Source organism: Cryobacterium shii (assembly GCF_004402595.1).
In the GTDB taxonomy this organism is placed as follows: Bacteria; Actinomycetota; Actinomycetes; order Actinomycetales; family Microbacteriaceae; genus Cryobacterium; species Cryobacterium shii.
In genome coordinates this window covers 29,763-44,052 of the sequence record NZ_SOFY01000074.1, presented here as the reverse complement: position 1 = coordinate 44,052, position 14,290 = coordinate 29,763, and the positions used below count along the sequence as shown (strand labels likewise).

The following is a 14,290-nucleotide window of genomic DNA, read 5'->3' as shown; positions in this document are numbered from 1 at the left end:
CATGCAACCTGAGATGGAATTCGCGATGACCTTCCAGACGCTGGCGATCATCTCCGTGGTGGCATTGCTCGGCCCGTTGCTGGCGATCCCCCGCCGGTGGAGCCTGCCGGTGATGTTCGGGCAGCTGCTGGCCGGCATCCTCGTGGGCCAGACCGGGCTCCGGCTCGTGGATCCGACCGATCCGACGCTCACCTTCCTGGCGGACGTGGGCTTCGCCCTGATGATGTTCGTCGCCGGCAGCCACGTGCCTATGCGGGACGGGCAGCTTCGCTCCGCGCTCGGTACGGGTGTGGCCCGTGCCGGCCTGGTCCTGGTTCCCGCCGTCATCCTCGGCGTCGGCATTGCCGCCCTGTTCGGCACCCTGCACGCCCCGCTGTACGTCGTGCTGATCGCGTCGTCGTCCGCCGTCCTGGTACTGCCGATCGTGCAGTCCCTGCGGCTGCGCGGTACCCCGCTCCTGCAGCTGACGGCCCAGGTGGCCGTCGCCGACATCGCCGCGATCATCGCGCTCCCCCTCGCGATCGATCCGCCCAACGCCGCACGCACGGCCCTGGGCGCGCTCATCGTCTCGGCCGCGGCCCTGTCCCTGTATCTGGTGCTGTCCTGGCTGGAGCGGAACGGATCGCGGATCGCGGTGCACCATCTGTCGGAGCAACGCAAGTTCGCCCTCGAACTCAGGCTCCAGCTGGCCACCCTGTTCGCGATGGCCGCCCTCGCCGTGTACCGCAATGTGTCGATCATGCTCGCTGGCTTCTCGTTCGGACTCGCGGTCGCGGCGGTCGGCGAGCCGCGTCGGCTGGCCCGGCAGCTGTTCGCCCTCGCGGACGGATTCCTGGGGCCTCTGTTCTTCGTCTGGCTCGGCGCTTCCCTCAACCTGCTCGACCTGGTCGACCATCCGCAGATGATCCTGCTGGGGCTGCTGCTCGGCGGTGGGGCGCTGCTGGCCCACATCGTCACGCGGCTGCTCGGGCAGGAGCTCCCGCTCGGCGTCTTGTCCGCGGCCCAGCTCGGGGTGCCCGTCGCGGCCGTGACGATCGGCACCCGGTCAGACCTGCTGCTGCCCGGCGAAGGGGCGGCCGTGATCCTCGGGGCGCTCATCACCGTCGTGGCCTCCGCACTCGCGGGCGGCCGGGCAGCCAAGAAGCAGGCCCGGGCGGCGGAGACGACCCCCGCAGCACCCTGACCGGCCCCGCACGGATGCTCTGCCCGGGAATTCCCGGCCCGCACCCAGCGTTGACACGGTCAGCGCTCGGGTAGCCCCTTCATACTTCACGTCAATGGAGCGGCCAGAGCCGCACCAGCGACAGAAGGAGGTCGCAGATGGGAAAAGTGAATGAAGAAGTTGAAATCGAGTCCGGCGTCGTGACGAAGTACCGACGCCACGCCAACGGGCACGGCCTGGTGTCCCCCGACGCGCGGGTGCACCCCGGTGCGTTCGTGTCCCGCACGGCGTATGTAGAAAGCGGCGCACGGGTCGGACCGGAGGCGTGGATCGGGCCGGGCAGCTGGATCGACCACGACGCCCGAGTCGGATCACGGGTGTTCATCGGCCAGAACGTGCATGTCGGCGCGGAAGCGGGCATCGGCAGCGGAGCGCGCCTGGGCAGTTATGTGCGCATCGGCCGGCGCGCACGCGTGGCCTCGGGCAGCATCCTGGACCGCGACGTGAGCGTGCCGGACGACGGCGTGGTCGGCACCGCACCGGCCTCCGCCGGGCGCGGATCCGCAGCCATGGCACCACGGAGCATCTCCGCTGGCGCGCCCGGATTGCCCGGACCGGCACCGGCCCGGCTCGACGTGGCGGCGTAACGCCCCCCCAGCACCGCTGCGCCGCTGCGGTCGGCCGACAGGTCACTGCCTGTAACCAAGTGCCTGTAACCAGTTCGACGGAAATTCTGCGGTAAAAAACGATATCGGGCCTGTTTCGGGCCGATTTTGGCAAAATCTCCGTCGAATTCGTTAGGGCAGGGTCGTTCAGGGGAGTCGCCGGGAACCGGGCGGGCTCCCGGCCAGAGCAGGACTAGCGCAGGGCGACCAGGGCAGCGGCCTAGAGCAGGGTGAGCAGGGCCTGCGCCGCCGCGAAAATCAGCAGCCCGGCGAGCGCGCCGACGACCGTGCCGTTGATCCGGATGAACTGCAGGTCCTTGCCGACCTGCAGTTCGATCTTCTCGGCGGTCTCGGCGGCATCCCACCGCGCCACGGTCTCGGTGATCACGCCGGCGATCTCATGCCGGTAGCTGCGCACCACGTAGCTCGCCGAGTCGGCCAGCCAGCGGTCGATACGGGAGCCCAGCGCCGCATCCGTGGTCAGGCGAACGCCCACCTCCATGGCGGTCGAACGGATGCCCGCGCACAGTTCGCTCTCCGCATCCTTCAGCGCCTCGACCAGCGACGCTTTCACCGATTCCCAGGTCTCGCTCGCGAACTCGCGCAGCCGGGCGCTGTCGAGCAGCTCCACCTTGACGGTTTCGATCCGGTTGATCATGGCCGGGTCGTGCTGCAGATCGTCCATCACCTCGGCGAGGTAGCGGTCGATCGCCTCGCGGAGGGGATGCGCGGCATCCGCCCGCACGCCGGCGATGAAGGCGAGCACCTCCCGGTGGGCCTTGTCGTCGACCAGTTTGTCGACGAAACCGGGCATCCAGCTCGGCAGCCGCTGGGACACGGCCCGGCCGAAGGCTTCCGGATGCGTGAGCAGCCAGCCCTCGGCCCGCTCGAGCAGCAGGTCCACGAGGGCGTGCTGCCGGCCGGACTCGACCATCCGCTGCCCCACCCGGCCGATCGGCGGAGCCCACTCCGGCCGCAGCAGGTGCTCGCGCGCCACGGTCTCGATCAGATCCTTGATCGCGTCGTCGCTGAGCAGCTCGAGCAGTCCGGCGCCGGCCACGGCCACCTCGTCGGTGAGCCGCCGGGCGTTCTCCGGCACGGACAGCCAGGCTCCGAGCCGGCGGGAGACCCCCATCGACTCCAGCTTGCCGCGGATGACCGCCTCGGAGAGGAAGTTGGTCTCGACGAACTCGCCGAGGCTGGCCCCGATCTCATCCTTGCGGCTCGCGATGATGTTCGTGTGCGGGATCCGCAGCCCCAGCGGGTAGCGGAACAGGGCCGTCACGGCGAACCAGTCCGCGATGGCGCCGACCATGCCGCCCTCGACCGCGGCGCGCACGTACTGGAGCCACGGGTAGGTGTCCTGGAGGGCGAACGAGGTCGCGAACACGACGGCCATGACCAGGAGCAGGCCGATCGCGAGTCGCTTCATCCGGATGAGCGCGCGGAGGCGGACGGCATCCTGCGGGCTCAGCGGCGGGCGGCCCGCCCCCGGCAGGGTCGCTGCCGCGGCCCCGGTCACGTCATTCCTCTGATGTTCGGCCATCCTCCCACCCTGCCCGATCAGCGCCGGGGAAGGAAACCGTGCGGGGCAGGTGCCGCCGAATCGGACAACTGTTGCCGGTGTGACGGCACCAGTGGTCCGGCTCGGGAACAGGTACCGGCGATCAGCAGTGGCAGTGGCCCTCCGGGGCCGGGGTGCTCGCCGGCACGTCCAGCACCGGGCTGCGGTCGAAGAAGCCGTCGGGCTTCAGCTTGAAGCCGGCGGTGTCGACGGGCATGATCGGCCAGTCCTCGATCCGCGGGTAGTGGGTCAGCCCGAAGGTGTGCCAGACCACGATGTCCTGGCCGTCGAGGTCCCGGTCGGCCGCCATGTAGGCCGGCAGCCCGGCGCCGCCGGCGTGCTGGTTCACGAAGTCCCCGGTGGGGTAGCGCTCGTCTTCGGCGAAGCGGGTCACCCAGAGGTCCTTGGTCGCGAAGGCCGCGCGCCGGGCCACCGAGGAATTCTCGTCGGCGAGCAGGGTCGGCTGCCCCTCCGGGTAGAGCTTGTAGCCCACGGGCTCCCCGAGCCGGTTGAGCACGTTCGGGTTGGAGATGAGCCAGGTGCGCCCCGACCTCATGTCGGCCTCCCGCACCGCGTCCGATTCACGGGCCAGCAGGGTGCGCTTGCGGCTGAAGGCGTTGCCGCGTTCGTTCCCCTCGCCCATCGGCACGCGCACGGCCTCCTCCTCCTCGACCCGGTTCGTGTCGCCGTCGAGGGCCATGTCCAGGCGGGCGCTGAACAGGTGCTGGTGGAACGGTGCGCCCAGGCCGGGAGCCAGTTCGGAGGCATAGGGGTAGCCCTTGCCGGGGTAGGCGCTGGTGAAGACGACACCCGTGGCCTTGGCCTCGAACTCGATCGTGCCGTCGAGGTAAAGGTACCAGTAGAAGCCGTAGTCGTAGTTGCCGACCGTGGTGAAGAACGAGATCACGAAGCGACGGTTGCGCCGGGTGTAGTCGATTCCGGTCCAGAGGTCGCTGTGCTTGGCGAGGATACTCCAGTCCTCTTCGTGCATGCAGATTCCGTTTCGGATCTCGCGCGGGTTGCCGAAGCCATCCGTGATCACCGGGCTGAGGTAGGTGATCTCGCCCAGGCAGTCGCAGCCGAGCTCGAGCGAGTTGGCGTACTGGCCCACCAGGTATTCCCCGGTGTCGAAGTAGTTCTGCCACGAGCGCACGGGTGCGGGGTCGCCGTAGGGGACCACCATTTCCGCGATCGAGGCACGCCGGACGATGGAGCGGCGCACCCCGGCGTCGTCGAAGCCGATGTTGTGCAGCACGACGCCCTCGCGCACATCGAAGCCCACGTCCAGGCTCCACTTCTCCCACTCCACGTGGTTGCCGCCGGTCACCGTGAAGCTCGGCCCTTCCGGCTGGGTGATCTCGATCGGCTTGAGGGTCTCGCGGAGGGGACCGGTCAGCGTCGGGTCGGTGTAGTTGCCGTGCTCGGCCGGGATCGGGACCACGCCGAAGTCGATCACCTGGTCGACGGTCTTGCTGACGATGTCGACGTAGGCGACGAGACCGTCGACGGGGTGTGCCCAGGCGCTGTCCTCCGGGAAGTCCTGCACGAAGGCGAGGCCGCGCAGGATGCGCCGCCCCTTCTCCTCGGGGTATTCGAAGACCCCGGCGGACAGCGGCGCGACGCGCACGGTGTCGACGTCGAGGCCGCGTGCGGCGAGCGCCGCCAGCCAGCGCTCGTCATGCGTGAGCAGTTCCTCGACCGCGGCGAACTCCTCCTCGAGGACCGGCAGTTCGCCGGTCTCGGCGGTGTCGAGCACGACCACGGACTCGACCAGCTCCCGGGTGGCGGACACGGTGACGTCCTTCGGCGCCGCCCCGGAGACGTCGTGCAGGAACACGCGGAACCGGCGGTCGGGTTCGGCGGCGGCACCGCGGGGCGGGTCGAGCAGGCCCAGATAGGCCACCCGGATGCTCTCGCCCAGCAGCCCGGCATCGGAGAGGATGCCGCGCACGGCGACGATCTCCGTATCCGAGGCCAGGGCGTAGGCGGCGTTGACTACGAGCGAGACGGGAGTCATGGTTTCCCTTTCCGGGGCTGTTTTCCTATGGTTGTAGAATAATAAGGTGTTACTAAGCTCGATGGCAAGGGTCTGTTTCCGGCCCCGTCCGGTCACGAGAGGGCAGCATGCCGAAGGTTGTCGACCACGACCAGCGCCGAGTGGAGCTCGTCAACGCGACCTGGCGCATCATCGCCCGCCAGGGCATCGAGGGTGCCACCATGCGTGAGATCGCCGCGGAAGCCGGCTTCGCCAACGGCGCCCTGAAGCCCTATTTCCCGACGAAGGACGACCTGCTCACCTTCGCTTTCGGCCACGTCTTCAGCCAGACCAGTCGACGGATGCGGGACGCCACGGCCGGGAAGGCCGGACTCGCGGCCCTGCGGGCCTACTGCCTCGAGATCCTGCCGCTCGACGACATCCGTCTCAGCGAGGCCCGCATCGTGATCCCCTTCTGGCAGAAGGCGCTGACCGACCCGCAGAAGGCCGCGGAACACGAGAACTCGATGCTGCAATGGCGCGCCACGATGCGCGAACAGCTCGGCGAGGCGCGGGAGCTGGGTGAGCTCCGGGGCAGCGTCCCGGACGACGAGGTCACGGGGCTGCTGATGAACTTCGTGCTCGGGGCGCAGATCACGGCCGTGCTCTCCCCGGCCGAGAATTCTCCGGACCAACTCGTCGCCCAGCTGGACGGCTACCTGGGCCTGTTCACCGCCGATCTTTTTTCAACGAGTGTTGAAAAAAGGCGTGACAAGCCGGGTGCGCTGGGCTAGGTTACTGGGAATCCGTTCACGCCAGCAAAGGAGCTACCGTGACCATGGCAACCCTCCCCCTGATCTCACGAGGATCAGACGACCGGGTGCAGAGCGCAGAGGCGAACACCTTCGCCCAATGGCGCACCCTCGTCTCCGATTCCTTCGTTCCCCTCGACGTCCGGTCTGACGCGAGCGAGTTCCACGGCACGCTGCGGTCCCGGGTGCTCGACGAGCTCTCCATCGTCGAGGTCACCGCGAACGGCCACCAGGTGCTGCGCACCCCGGCGCTGATCGCCCGGACGGACCGGCACTACTTCAAACTCAACCTGCAGCTCTCCGGCCAGGGCATCCTGATCCAGGACAACCGAGAGGCCACCCTCCGGCCCGGCGACCTCGCCGTCTACGACACGCACCGCCCGTACACCCTCGCCTTCGAGCAGGATTTCCGCACCCTGGTGCTGATGTTCCCCCACGACGCCCTCGACCTGCCCGTCGACGCCGTCGGCCAGCTCACGGCGAGACGGATGCCCGGCGACGCGGGCCTGGGCCGGATGATCAGCCCGTTCATGGTGCAACTGGCCGAGAACCTGGACGCGCTCAGCGGCAGCACCGGCCACCGGCTGGCCTACAACGCGGTCGACCTGGTCGCGACGATGTTCGAGAGCGAACTGAACATCCACCGCGAGCCGACGTCCGGCCCGCGCGGGGACCTGCTCGCCAGCATCCGCTCGTATATCGAAGGCGCCCTCGGCGACCCGGGGCTCTCCCCCGCGACCATCGCCGCGGCGCATTTCATCTCGACCCGCCACCTGCACAACGTGTTCCACGCGGCCGACACCACGGTCTCCAGCTGGATTCGGGCCCGCCGGCTCGAGCACTGCCGCCGGGACCTGCGCGACCCCATCCTGGCGGACCGCTCGGTGGGCGACATCGCCGCGCGGTGGGGCTTCATCGACGCCGCACACTTCAGCCGGATCTTCCGCGCCGCCTTCGGCGAGCCGCCCAGCGCCTACCGTCGCGGCTGAGCCGGCCGGGGGCGCCGGACCCTTCCCTGGGATCCAAGCTTCGTTCCCGGATTGGCAAGTGCGCAGCCCCGCACTGAGCCAGAGTCGTGACACTGGCTTCCACGAGAAGAAGCCGCTCAATGAGGAGCACCCCATGACAAGCACCCGAACCACCCCCGAGGCCGACGCCCCGGCCACCCTGCACACCGGCCGCCTGGGCGTCATCGGCATCGTCTTCTTCGTTGTCGCCGCCGCCGCACCGCTGGTCGGCATGACCGGCGCGGTACCGGTCGCCATCGTGCTCGGCAACGGCGCGGCCGCCCCCGGCGCCTACCTCGCGGTGGGCATCACCCTGCTGCTGTTCAGCGTCGGCTACGCCGCCATGAGCCAGCGGGTCACCAACGCAGGCGCGTTCTTCGCCTACATCGGCCGCGGGCTCGGCCGGCACCTCGGCAGCGCCTCGGCCTTCGTGTCGATCCTCGCCTACCTGGCCATCCAGCTCGCCATCTACGGTTTTTTCGGCGGTCTCCTGGCCGCCCAGGTCGGCCTGCTGCCCTGGTGGGCCTGGTCGCTCCTGGCCTGGGCCGTCGTCACGCTGCTCTCCCTGCTCAGCGTCGACGTCGGAGCCAAGGTGCTCGGCGTCCTGATGCTGCTGGAACTCGGCGCCCTCATCGTCACCTCGATCGCCATCCTCACCGACGGCGGTCCGGAAGGCCTCAACTTTTGGGCCTCCTTCAGCCCGGCCGCGATCCTCGCCGGCGGACTCACCGGCTCTGCCGGGATCGCCTTCGCCTTCGCCTTCGCCTCCTTCATCGGCTTCGAGGCCACGGCCATCTACGGCGAGGAATCGAAGGACCCCAAGAAGGTCGTCCCCCGGGCCACCTACCTCGCGGTCGGCGTCATCACGGTGCTGTTCGCGCTCACTGCCTTCGCGATGGTCACCGGCATGGGCGCATCCCAGGTGGTCGAAAAGACGGTAGAGCTCTCCACGCTCGACGGCGTGCCGCTGGCCGACCCGGCCGCCGTGCTGTTCGCCCTCGCCACCGAGTACGTAGGCCCGTGGATGGCCACCGTGATGGGCATCCTCGTGCTCTCCAGCCTGTTCGCGGGGCTGCTCGCCTTCCAGAACGCGGCGAGCCGCTACCTGTTCGCCCTCGGCCGCGGCGGCGCACTCCCCCAGCCGCTCAGCCACGTCAACCGCCGCGGAGCGCCCAGCACGGCCTCCCTCGCCACCTCGGTCGTCAGCGGACTCGTCATCGCCGTCTTCGCCCTGTTCCGGCTCGACCCGATTCTGAACATGTTCTACTGGTTCAGCGGACTCGCCGTCGTGGCGATCGTCCTGATCGAGATCCTGGTCTGCATCGCGGTGATCGCCTACTTCCGCCGCAACCAGGGCAGCGAGAACGTATTCCAGACCGTCATCGCCCCGGTGCTGGCCACCATCGGCCTGATCCTCGGCGAATACCTGCTGATGAGCCGCTTCGGACTGCTCGCCGGCACCGTCGCCGAGGGCATCGACCCGACCGTCACCTCGTGGGGCCTCAGCCCGATCGGCTGGGTGCTGGTCGGGCTGCCGTTCGCCGTGCTCCTGGTCGGCTACCTGCACTCACTCTGGACCAAGACCGAGAACGAAGCGCTCGTGCAGGATGTGCTCTCCTAGAGAGAGCACCGCAGTCAGAAAGCGGGTCCCTACCATCGGCGGGGGCCCGCTTTTCGGTGCCGCCCGCTCTTCTGTGTCGCGCGCTTTTCGGTGTCAGAGTCCGAAACCGGTGTGGCGGATGCCCCAGCGCACCGTCCAGGTCTCCTCCGGTTCCAGCCAGCGCAGCCCCGCTCCCGAATTGAACGCATCCGCCGGGGCGGTCATCGGCTCGATCGCGACCGCGCGCCCGGGCACGGGCTCGTCAGCGTCGCTGCCGGGAGCCGTGACGGGGAAGTTCCGCGGCGTGAAGACCTGCACGTAGCGGATGTGCTCGTCCCCCCAGAGGATCACGCTGCGCCCGTCGGGGGCGGTCAGGGAGTGCTCGCTGCGCGCATCCGGGTGCCCGAGGGGGGCCGGGTGACCGAGCGGGTGGGAGGACGACGCGCCCGGTCCCACGCCGCCGAAACCGTCGTCGAGGTCGAGGTCACGCACCTCCCGGCCCTCCCTCAGGTCGAACCGGGTGCCGGCGACGGGGCTTTCCCCGACCGGATTCAACCGGTCGTCGACGTCGATGTGGGTGTCGGCCGCGAGCCGCAGCCGCAGGTCGTCGGTGGGCACGCCGCCGATCTTCAGGTAGGGGTGCGCGCCGAGGGCGACCGGGGCGGGCTCGGTGCCCACGTTCCGCACTGTGTGGGTAACATCGAGCCCGTCGTCGGTGAGGGTGTACGTCACCGTCGTGTCGAGCTGGAACGGATAGCCCGGCTGCGGGAAGACGGTGGCGGCCAGGGTCACCGCGTCCGTGCTGCGACTGAGCAGCCGATAGGGCGAGTAGCGCAGGAGGCCGTGGACGGCGTTGCCGAGTTCGGGTTCGGTCAGGGCGAGTTCGCGCCGCACCCCGCCCTGCTGCCAGACCCCGTCCCGGATGCGGTTCGTCCACGGCATCAGCACGATCCCGGCGCCCTTCGGCGGGACCGACCGGGCCGGGAAGGGCTCGACCAGGTCTATGCCGTCTACGGAATACATCCGCAGGCCGGCGGCGACCTCGGTGACCACCGCCAGGGCGGGCCCGCTGGGCGTCGCCGCCCTCAATTCGTATTGGAACCCCGTCGCTGCGCGCATGATGCCAACTTACTCCGGTTGCAGAACGGTCAGTCCGGCCTCGCGGAGGGAGTCCAGCGCGGCGGCGGTGGCCGTCGCATCCGTCACCAGCGTGTCGAACGCCCGGAGCGGCCCGACCTGGCCGAGGTGCACCTGACCGAGTTTGGACCCGTCGGCCACGACGACGGCGCGGGATGCCGCGGCGAGCATGAGCGTCTTCACGCCCGCCTCGGGCAGGTTGATGTTCGTGATGCCGTGCTCGGCGTCGACCCCGTTGCAGCCGATGAACGCGAGGTCGGCGTGCACCTGGCTGAGCACGGTCCGGGCCAACGGCTCGACCAGCGAGTGCTGCAGCGGGCGCAGCGACCCGCCGGTGACGATCACGGTGAAGCGCGGGATCGCCGGTTCGAGTTCGAGGGCGATGCTGAGGCCGTTGGTGATGATGACGACATCCGTGAGGTCGGTGCGGGCCAGCAGCGCCCGAGCGATCGCGAGGGTGGTGGTGCCCACGTCGAGGATTACGCTCTGCCCGCTCGTCACGAGCGAGGCGGCGAGCGCGCCGATCTGCTGTTTCGGGAGAACGGATGCCGCGAGCGCTTCCTCGAACGAGTACTCGCGGATCGGCCGCCCGCTCGTCGGCGTCGCGGGCACCGCGCCGCCGTGCACGCGCTGCACCACCCCGGCGTTCTCGAGCACGTCGAGGTCGGCCCGCGCCGTGACGCCGGACACCCCGAAGGCCTCGCGCAACTCCCTGACCCGCACGAATCCGCGTTCGTCGACCAGACGCTGGATCCGCTCGCGCCGCTGGTATGCGGACAGGGTGTCCCGGTCAGCGGTGAGATCGACCCCGACGCCGGTCGGCTCGGTGGCGACTGCGTCTGTGTCTGGTGCATTAATGGTCATGCTCCATCTTCACTTAGTTTGTTTTGGTTTTCAATACGAAACCTCTGGTTTCGCATGCGCAGATCAGATAGCGTGGTTTCTGCCATGAACACACCACACTTCGTCGCCGACACCGGCATCGTCCGTCACCGCCACACGCTCGCTGATGGGCGTGACCTCATCTACTTCGATGACCCCCAGACCACCCTCGCCCCCGAGCGTGCCGCCGACCTGCGCGAACTGGACCCGCGCCCGGCCACGGCCCGGATGCGGCAGGATCCGCTGACCGGGGAATGGGTCTCGATCGCGGCCGCCCGCCAGAACCGGGTGTTCCTGCCGCCGGCCCACCTCGACCCGCTCGCCCCCTCGACCCCGGGCAACCCGTCCGAGGTGCCGAGCAACTACGACGTGGCCGTGTTCGAGAACAAGTCGCCGTCGTTCGGGCCGTTGCTCACGGATGCCGACGCTCCCGCCGGGCTCGACGACCTGGCCACGATCGGCCTGGGCCGCACGCGGACCTCGGTCGGGCGCTGCGAAGTCGTCTGTTTCAGCCCGGAGCACGAGGGGTCGTTCGCGAGCCTGTCGGTGGTGCGCGCCCGCACCGTGATCGAGGCCTGGGCCGAGCGCACCCATGCCCTGTCCCAGCTGCCCGGCATCGAGCAGGTGTTCCCGTTCGAGAACCGCGGCGAGGCGATCGGAGTGACGCTCCACCACCCGCACGGACAGATCTACTCCTACCCCTACGTCACGCCGCGCAGCCAGCGCGTGATCGCCTCCCTCGACCAGTACGGCCCGAACCTGTTCGGCGACATCCTCGCCAGCGAGCAGGCCGGCGGCCGGGTCATCCTCAGCGGTGAGCACTGGACCGCTTTCGTGCCGTTCGCGGCGCGCTGGCCGATCGAGGTGCACATGCTGCCGCACCGCCACGTGCCCGACTTCGCCGAGACGGTCCTCGCCGAACGCGACGAGCTGGCGGTGCTGTACCGGCGCCTGCTGCGCGGCATCGACGCCCTCTACGACACCCCCACGCCGTACATCGCGGCCTGGCACCAGGCCCCGGTGAACGTGCGCCGCGACGAGATCCGCCTGATGCTGCAGGTGACCAGCCCGCGCCGGGCCGAGGACAAACTCAAGTTCCTGGCCGGCTCGGAAGCCGCGATGGGAGCGTGGATCGGCGACGTCACGCCCGAGCAGGCGGCCGACAACATCCGCCTGGCCGTCGAACGGTCCGCCGCAGCCGACACCGACGAGGCCGCCGCGACCGCTGCCGCCGCCGGGACCGCCGCCGCATTCGCCGGGAAGGCCCGCTCATGAGCGCCCTCGCCCAGTCCGTGCGCGCCGGCTTCGAGAGCCGCTTCGCCGCTCAGCCGGCCAGCCTGTGGTCGGCCCCGGGCCGCGTCAACCTGATCGGCGAGCACACAGACTACAACGACGGCTTCGTCTTCCCGTTCGCGATCGACCGGCGCACGGTGGTCGCGATGGCCCTGCGCCCGGACCGCCTGCTGCGGGTGGCGAGTTCGTTCGCCGAGGAGACCGTCGAGCTGTCCCTCGACGACCTGACGCCGGAGAACCTGGCCGGCTGGTCCGCCTACCCGCTCGGGGTGGCCTGGGCGCTCGGCCAGTTCGGCGCGGACCTGGCCGTCGTGGCCGGCTTCGACGTGTTCATCGACTCCGACGTGCCGATCGGGGCCGGGCTCTCCTCGTCGGCCGCGATCGAGAGCGCGGTCGCGGTCGCCCTGAATGACCTCTGGCAGCTCGGACTCGACCGGCGCGTGCTTGCCCGGGTCGGCCAGCTGGCGGAGAATCGCGCGGTCGGCGCGCCGACCGGCATCATGGACCAGTCGGCGTCGCTGCTCGGCCAGGCCGACGCCGCCGTGTTCCTGGACTGCCGCAGCCTCGACGCCGAGGTGATCCCGCTCGGCTTCGCCCCGGCCGACCTCGAACTCCTGATCATCGACACCCGGGTCAGCCACGCGCACTCGACCGGCGGGTATGCCTCGCGCCGGGCATCCTGCGAACTGGGCGCCCGGATGGTGGGCGTCGCCTCCCTGCGGGACCTCACCGTGAACGACCTGCCGCGGGCCGCCGAGCTGCTCGACGACGAGACCCTCCGCCGGGTGCGGCACGTCATCACGGAGAACCAGCGCGTGCTCGACACCGTGCGCACCCTGCGCGAGCAGGGACCGACCGCGATCGGTGCTCTCCTGGACGCCTCGCACGTGTCGATGCGCGACGACTTCGAGATCTCGGTGCCCGAACTCGACCTCGCCGTCGAAACCGCGCGCGGTGCGGGGGCCATCGGCGCCCGCATGACCGGCGGCGGATTCGGCGGGGCCGCGATCGCGCTCACCCCGCGCTCGCTCATCCCCCGGGTCACGGCGGAGGTCACGGCCGCGTTCGCGGCCCGCGGTTTCACGGCCCCGGACCTGTTCGTGGTGCACGCCGCAGACGGGGCAAGCCGCGCGGAGTAGCCGCCCGGGCCAACGCGCACCCTCTGCATAACTCCTGCAATCTGGTCGGCCGGGGCTCTTTTCGGCCGAGTTTCGGTCCGTTTCGCGGAATCTGCAGGAGTTATGCTCGGGGCGCCTCCGGCTCGGGCAGGGCCTGCCGGAGCCGCGCTTGCTCGGTGGCTAACTCAGGAAGAACCGGTGGGACCACCCTCTGCACCCGCTGCATGTCTGGCGGAGGCGGCCCGCGGCATCCGTTTCTCCTGAGTCAGCCACACGGAGCAACGCGCACCCTCTGCATAACTCCTGCAATCTGGTCGGCCGGGGCTCTTTTCGGCCGAGTTTCGGTCCGTTTCGCGGAATCTGCAGGAGTTATGCTCGGGGCGCCTCCGGCTCTCGCTGTCAGGGAACGACAGCAGTGGACTCGCCGCCGGTGATCCGCAGCAGTTCGTCGAACGACGTGGGGAACACGGTATGCGCGTGGCCCGCGGCGGCCCAGACCACCGCGAACTCGGCCAGCGCGACATCCACCAGGGTGCGCAGGGGCGACGGATGCCCGACCGGCGCGACCCCGCCGATCACCTGCCCGGTCGCCTGCTTGACCACATCCTTCGAGGCGCGGCCGATGGTGCCGCCCAGCCTCTCGCCCAGCCAGGCGGTGTCGACGCGGTGCGCTCCGCTCGTCAGCACGAGCAGGGGTTCCCCGTCGAGCGTGAAGACGAGCGAATTCGCGATCGCGCCCACCGGGATACCGAGGGCGGCTGCTGCCGTCTGGGCGGTCGTCGCCGCTTCGTCGAACCATCTGATCTCCGGATCGAGGCCGAAACCGTGCAGGGTGCCGCGCACCCGTTCGACGGACGGATGCATGCTGTTGACCATGCCGGAATCCTAAGCGGTCAGCCGCCGAACCGTGAGAAGCGCCCCTCTGAAGGCCCTACGGAGGGTGCGTGGAGGGGCGAAACTCACGGCTCGGCGGAGGGCTGGGCAGGGCCGTCCGCGCCCGGCCGCGCCCGGCCGCACGTGGGCGCACGTGGGCGCACGTGGGCGCCGGGGCGCGGCCGGGCGATAGGCTGGCGCG

General features: G+C 69.8%; 12 protein-coding genes. 7 read left to right on the top strand and 5 right to left on the bottom strand.

The genetic code is table 11. From position 1 onward, the window contains the following. Position 1 precedes the first annotated feature (1 nt). Together E3O49_RS13685 and E3O49_RS13680 are read left to right on the top strand one after the other, a co-directional pair. A complete protein-coding gene (locus E3O49_RS13685; protein WP_134403386.1) occupies positions 2-1,183 on the top strand; it encodes a cation:proton antiporter in 1,182 nt (393 codons plus the stop codon). A gap of 137 nt (positions 1,184-1,320) precedes the next feature. After that, positions 1,321-1,809: a hypothetical protein gene (locus tag E3O49_RS13680; RefSeq protein WP_134365304.1), complete on the top strand. Its 489-nt coding sequence runs from the start codon at positions 1,321-1,323 to the stop codon at positions 1,807-1,809. A 238-nt stretch (positions 1,810-2,047) separates the two neighbouring features. On the opposite strand, the gene E3O49_RS13675 is transcribed toward E3O49_RS13680, so the two are convergent. Both E3O49_RS13675 and E3O49_RS13670 read right to left on the bottom strand, forming a co-directional pair. Then, on the bottom strand, positions 2,048-3,373 hold the full coding sequence (locus E3O49_RS13675; RefSeq protein WP_134365305.1) for a DUF445 domain-containing protein: 1,326 nt from the start codon (positions 3,371-3,373) through the stop codon (positions 2,048-2,050). A 121-nt stretch (positions 3,374-3,494) separates the two neighbouring features. Further along, entirely contained in the window at positions 3,495-5,408 is a 1,914-nt protein-coding gene (locus E3O49_RS13670) for a primary-amine oxidase (protein ID WP_134365306.1), read from the bottom strand. 107 nt (positions 5,409-5,515) lie between these two features. Between E3O49_RS13670 and E3O49_RS13665 the strand changes: the two genes are divergently transcribed. The 3 genes from E3O49_RS13665 (at position 5,516) to E3O49_RS13655 (ending at position 8,806) form a co-directional block, all read left to right on the top strand. Further along, positions 5,516-6,160, top strand: a complete 645-nt coding sequence (locus E3O49_RS13665) for a TetR/AcrR family transcriptional regulator (RefSeq protein WP_134365307.1) — start codon at positions 5,516-5,518, stop codon at positions 6,158-6,160. Between the two features lie 44 nt (positions 6,161-6,204). Beyond that, positions 6,205-7,167 (top strand): AraC-like ligand-binding domain-containing protein, encoded by a 963-nt coding sequence (locus tag E3O49_RS13660; RefSeq protein WP_134365316.1) that lies wholly within the window; start codon positions 6,205-6,207, stop codon positions 7,165-7,167. Positions 7,168-7,300: 133 nt separating this feature from the next. Then, positions 7,301-8,806, top strand: coding sequence for an APC family permease (locus E3O49_RS13655; protein WP_134365308.1), 1,506 nt, complete (start codon positions 7,301-7,303; stop codon positions 8,804-8,806). A 93-nt stretch (positions 8,807-8,899) separates the two neighbouring features. On the opposite strand, the gene E3O49_RS13650 is transcribed toward E3O49_RS13655, so the two are convergent. Continuing rightward, positions 8,900-9,904, bottom strand: coding sequence for an aldose 1-epimerase family protein (locus tag E3O49_RS13650; protein ID WP_134365309.1), 1,005 nt, complete (start codon positions 9,902-9,904; stop codon positions 8,900-8,902). Positions 9,905-9,913: 9 nt separating this feature from the next. Continuing rightward, a complete protein-coding gene (locus E3O49_RS13645; RefSeq protein WP_134365310.1) occupies positions 9,914-10,786 on the bottom strand; it encodes a DeoR/GlpR family DNA-binding transcription regulator in 873 nt (290 codons plus the stop codon). Positions 10,787-10,870: 84 nt separating this feature from the next. On the opposite strand from E3O49_RS13645, the gene galT reads away from it, so the two are divergent. Both galT and galK read left to right on the top strand, forming a co-directional pair. Further along, positions 10,871-12,079 (top strand): galactose-1-phosphate uridylyltransferase, encoded by a 1,209-nt coding sequence (galT, locus tag E3O49_RS13640; RefSeq protein WP_134403382.1) that lies wholly within the window; start codon positions 10,871-10,873, stop codon positions 12,077-12,079. Further along, positions 12,076-13,236, top strand: a complete 1,161-nt coding sequence (gene galK / locus E3O49_RS13635) for a galactokinase (protein WP_134451781.1) — start codon at positions 12,076-12,078, stop codon at positions 13,234-13,236. The genes galT and galK overlap by 4 nt, the downstream gene beginning before the upstream one ends. A gap of 378 nt (positions 13,237-13,614) precedes the next feature. On the opposite strand, the gene E3O49_RS13630 is transcribed toward galK, so the two are convergent. Then, complete coding sequence (locus E3O49_RS13630; protein WP_241976264.1) at positions 13,615-14,091, bottom strand: YbaK/EbsC family protein; 477 nt, start codon at positions 14,089-14,091, stop codon at positions 13,615-13,617. Positions 14,092-14,290 lie beyond the last annotated feature (199 nt).

Excerpts from the sequence above, each read along its gene's own strand:
- E3O49_RS13685 (WP_134403386.1), top strand. The coding sequence starts at position 2 with ATGCAACCTGAGATGGAATTCGCGATGACCTTCCAGACGCTGGCGATC.
- E3O49_RS13680 (WP_134365304.1), top strand. The coding sequence starts at position 1,321 with ATGGGAAAAGTGAATGAAGAAGTTGAAATCGAGTCCGGCGTCGTGACG.
- E3O49_RS13675 (WP_134365305.1), bottom strand. The coding sequence starts at position 3,373 with ATGGCCGAACATCAGAGGAATGACGTGACCGGGGCCGCGGCAGCGACC.
- E3O49_RS13670 (WP_134365306.1), bottom strand. The coding sequence starts at position 5,408 with ATGACTCCCGTCTCGCTCGTAGTCAACGCCGCCTACGCCCTGGCCTCG.
- E3O49_RS13665 (WP_134365307.1), top strand. The coding sequence starts at position 5,516 with ATGCCGAAGGTTGTCGACCACGACCAGCGCCGAGTGGAGCTCGTCAAC.
- E3O49_RS13660 (WP_134365316.1), top strand. The coding sequence starts at position 6,205 with ATGGCAACCCTCCCCCTGATCTCACGAGGATCAGACGACCGGGTGCAG.
- E3O49_RS13655 (WP_134365308.1), top strand. The coding sequence starts at position 7,301 with ATGACAAGCACCCGAACCACCCCCGAGGCCGACGCCCCGGCCACCCTG.
- E3O49_RS13650 (WP_134365309.1), bottom strand. The coding sequence starts at position 9,904 with ATGCGCGCAGCGACGGGGTTCCAATACGAATTGAGGGCGGCGACGCCC.
- E3O49_RS13645 (WP_134365310.1), bottom strand. The coding sequence starts at position 10,786 with ATGACCATTAATGCACCAGACACAGACGCAGTCGCCACCGAGCCGACC.
- galT (WP_134403382.1), top strand. The coding sequence starts at position 10,871 with ATGAACACACCACACTTCGTCGCCGACACCGGCATCGTCCGTCACCGC.
- galK (WP_134451781.1), top strand. The coding sequence starts at position 12,076 with ATGAGCGCCCTCGCCCAGTCCGTGCGCGCCGGCTTCGAGAGCCGCTTC.
- E3O49_RS13630 (WP_241976264.1), bottom strand. The coding sequence starts at position 14,091 with ATGGTCAACAGCATGCATCCGTCCGTCGAACGGGTGCGCGGCACCCTG.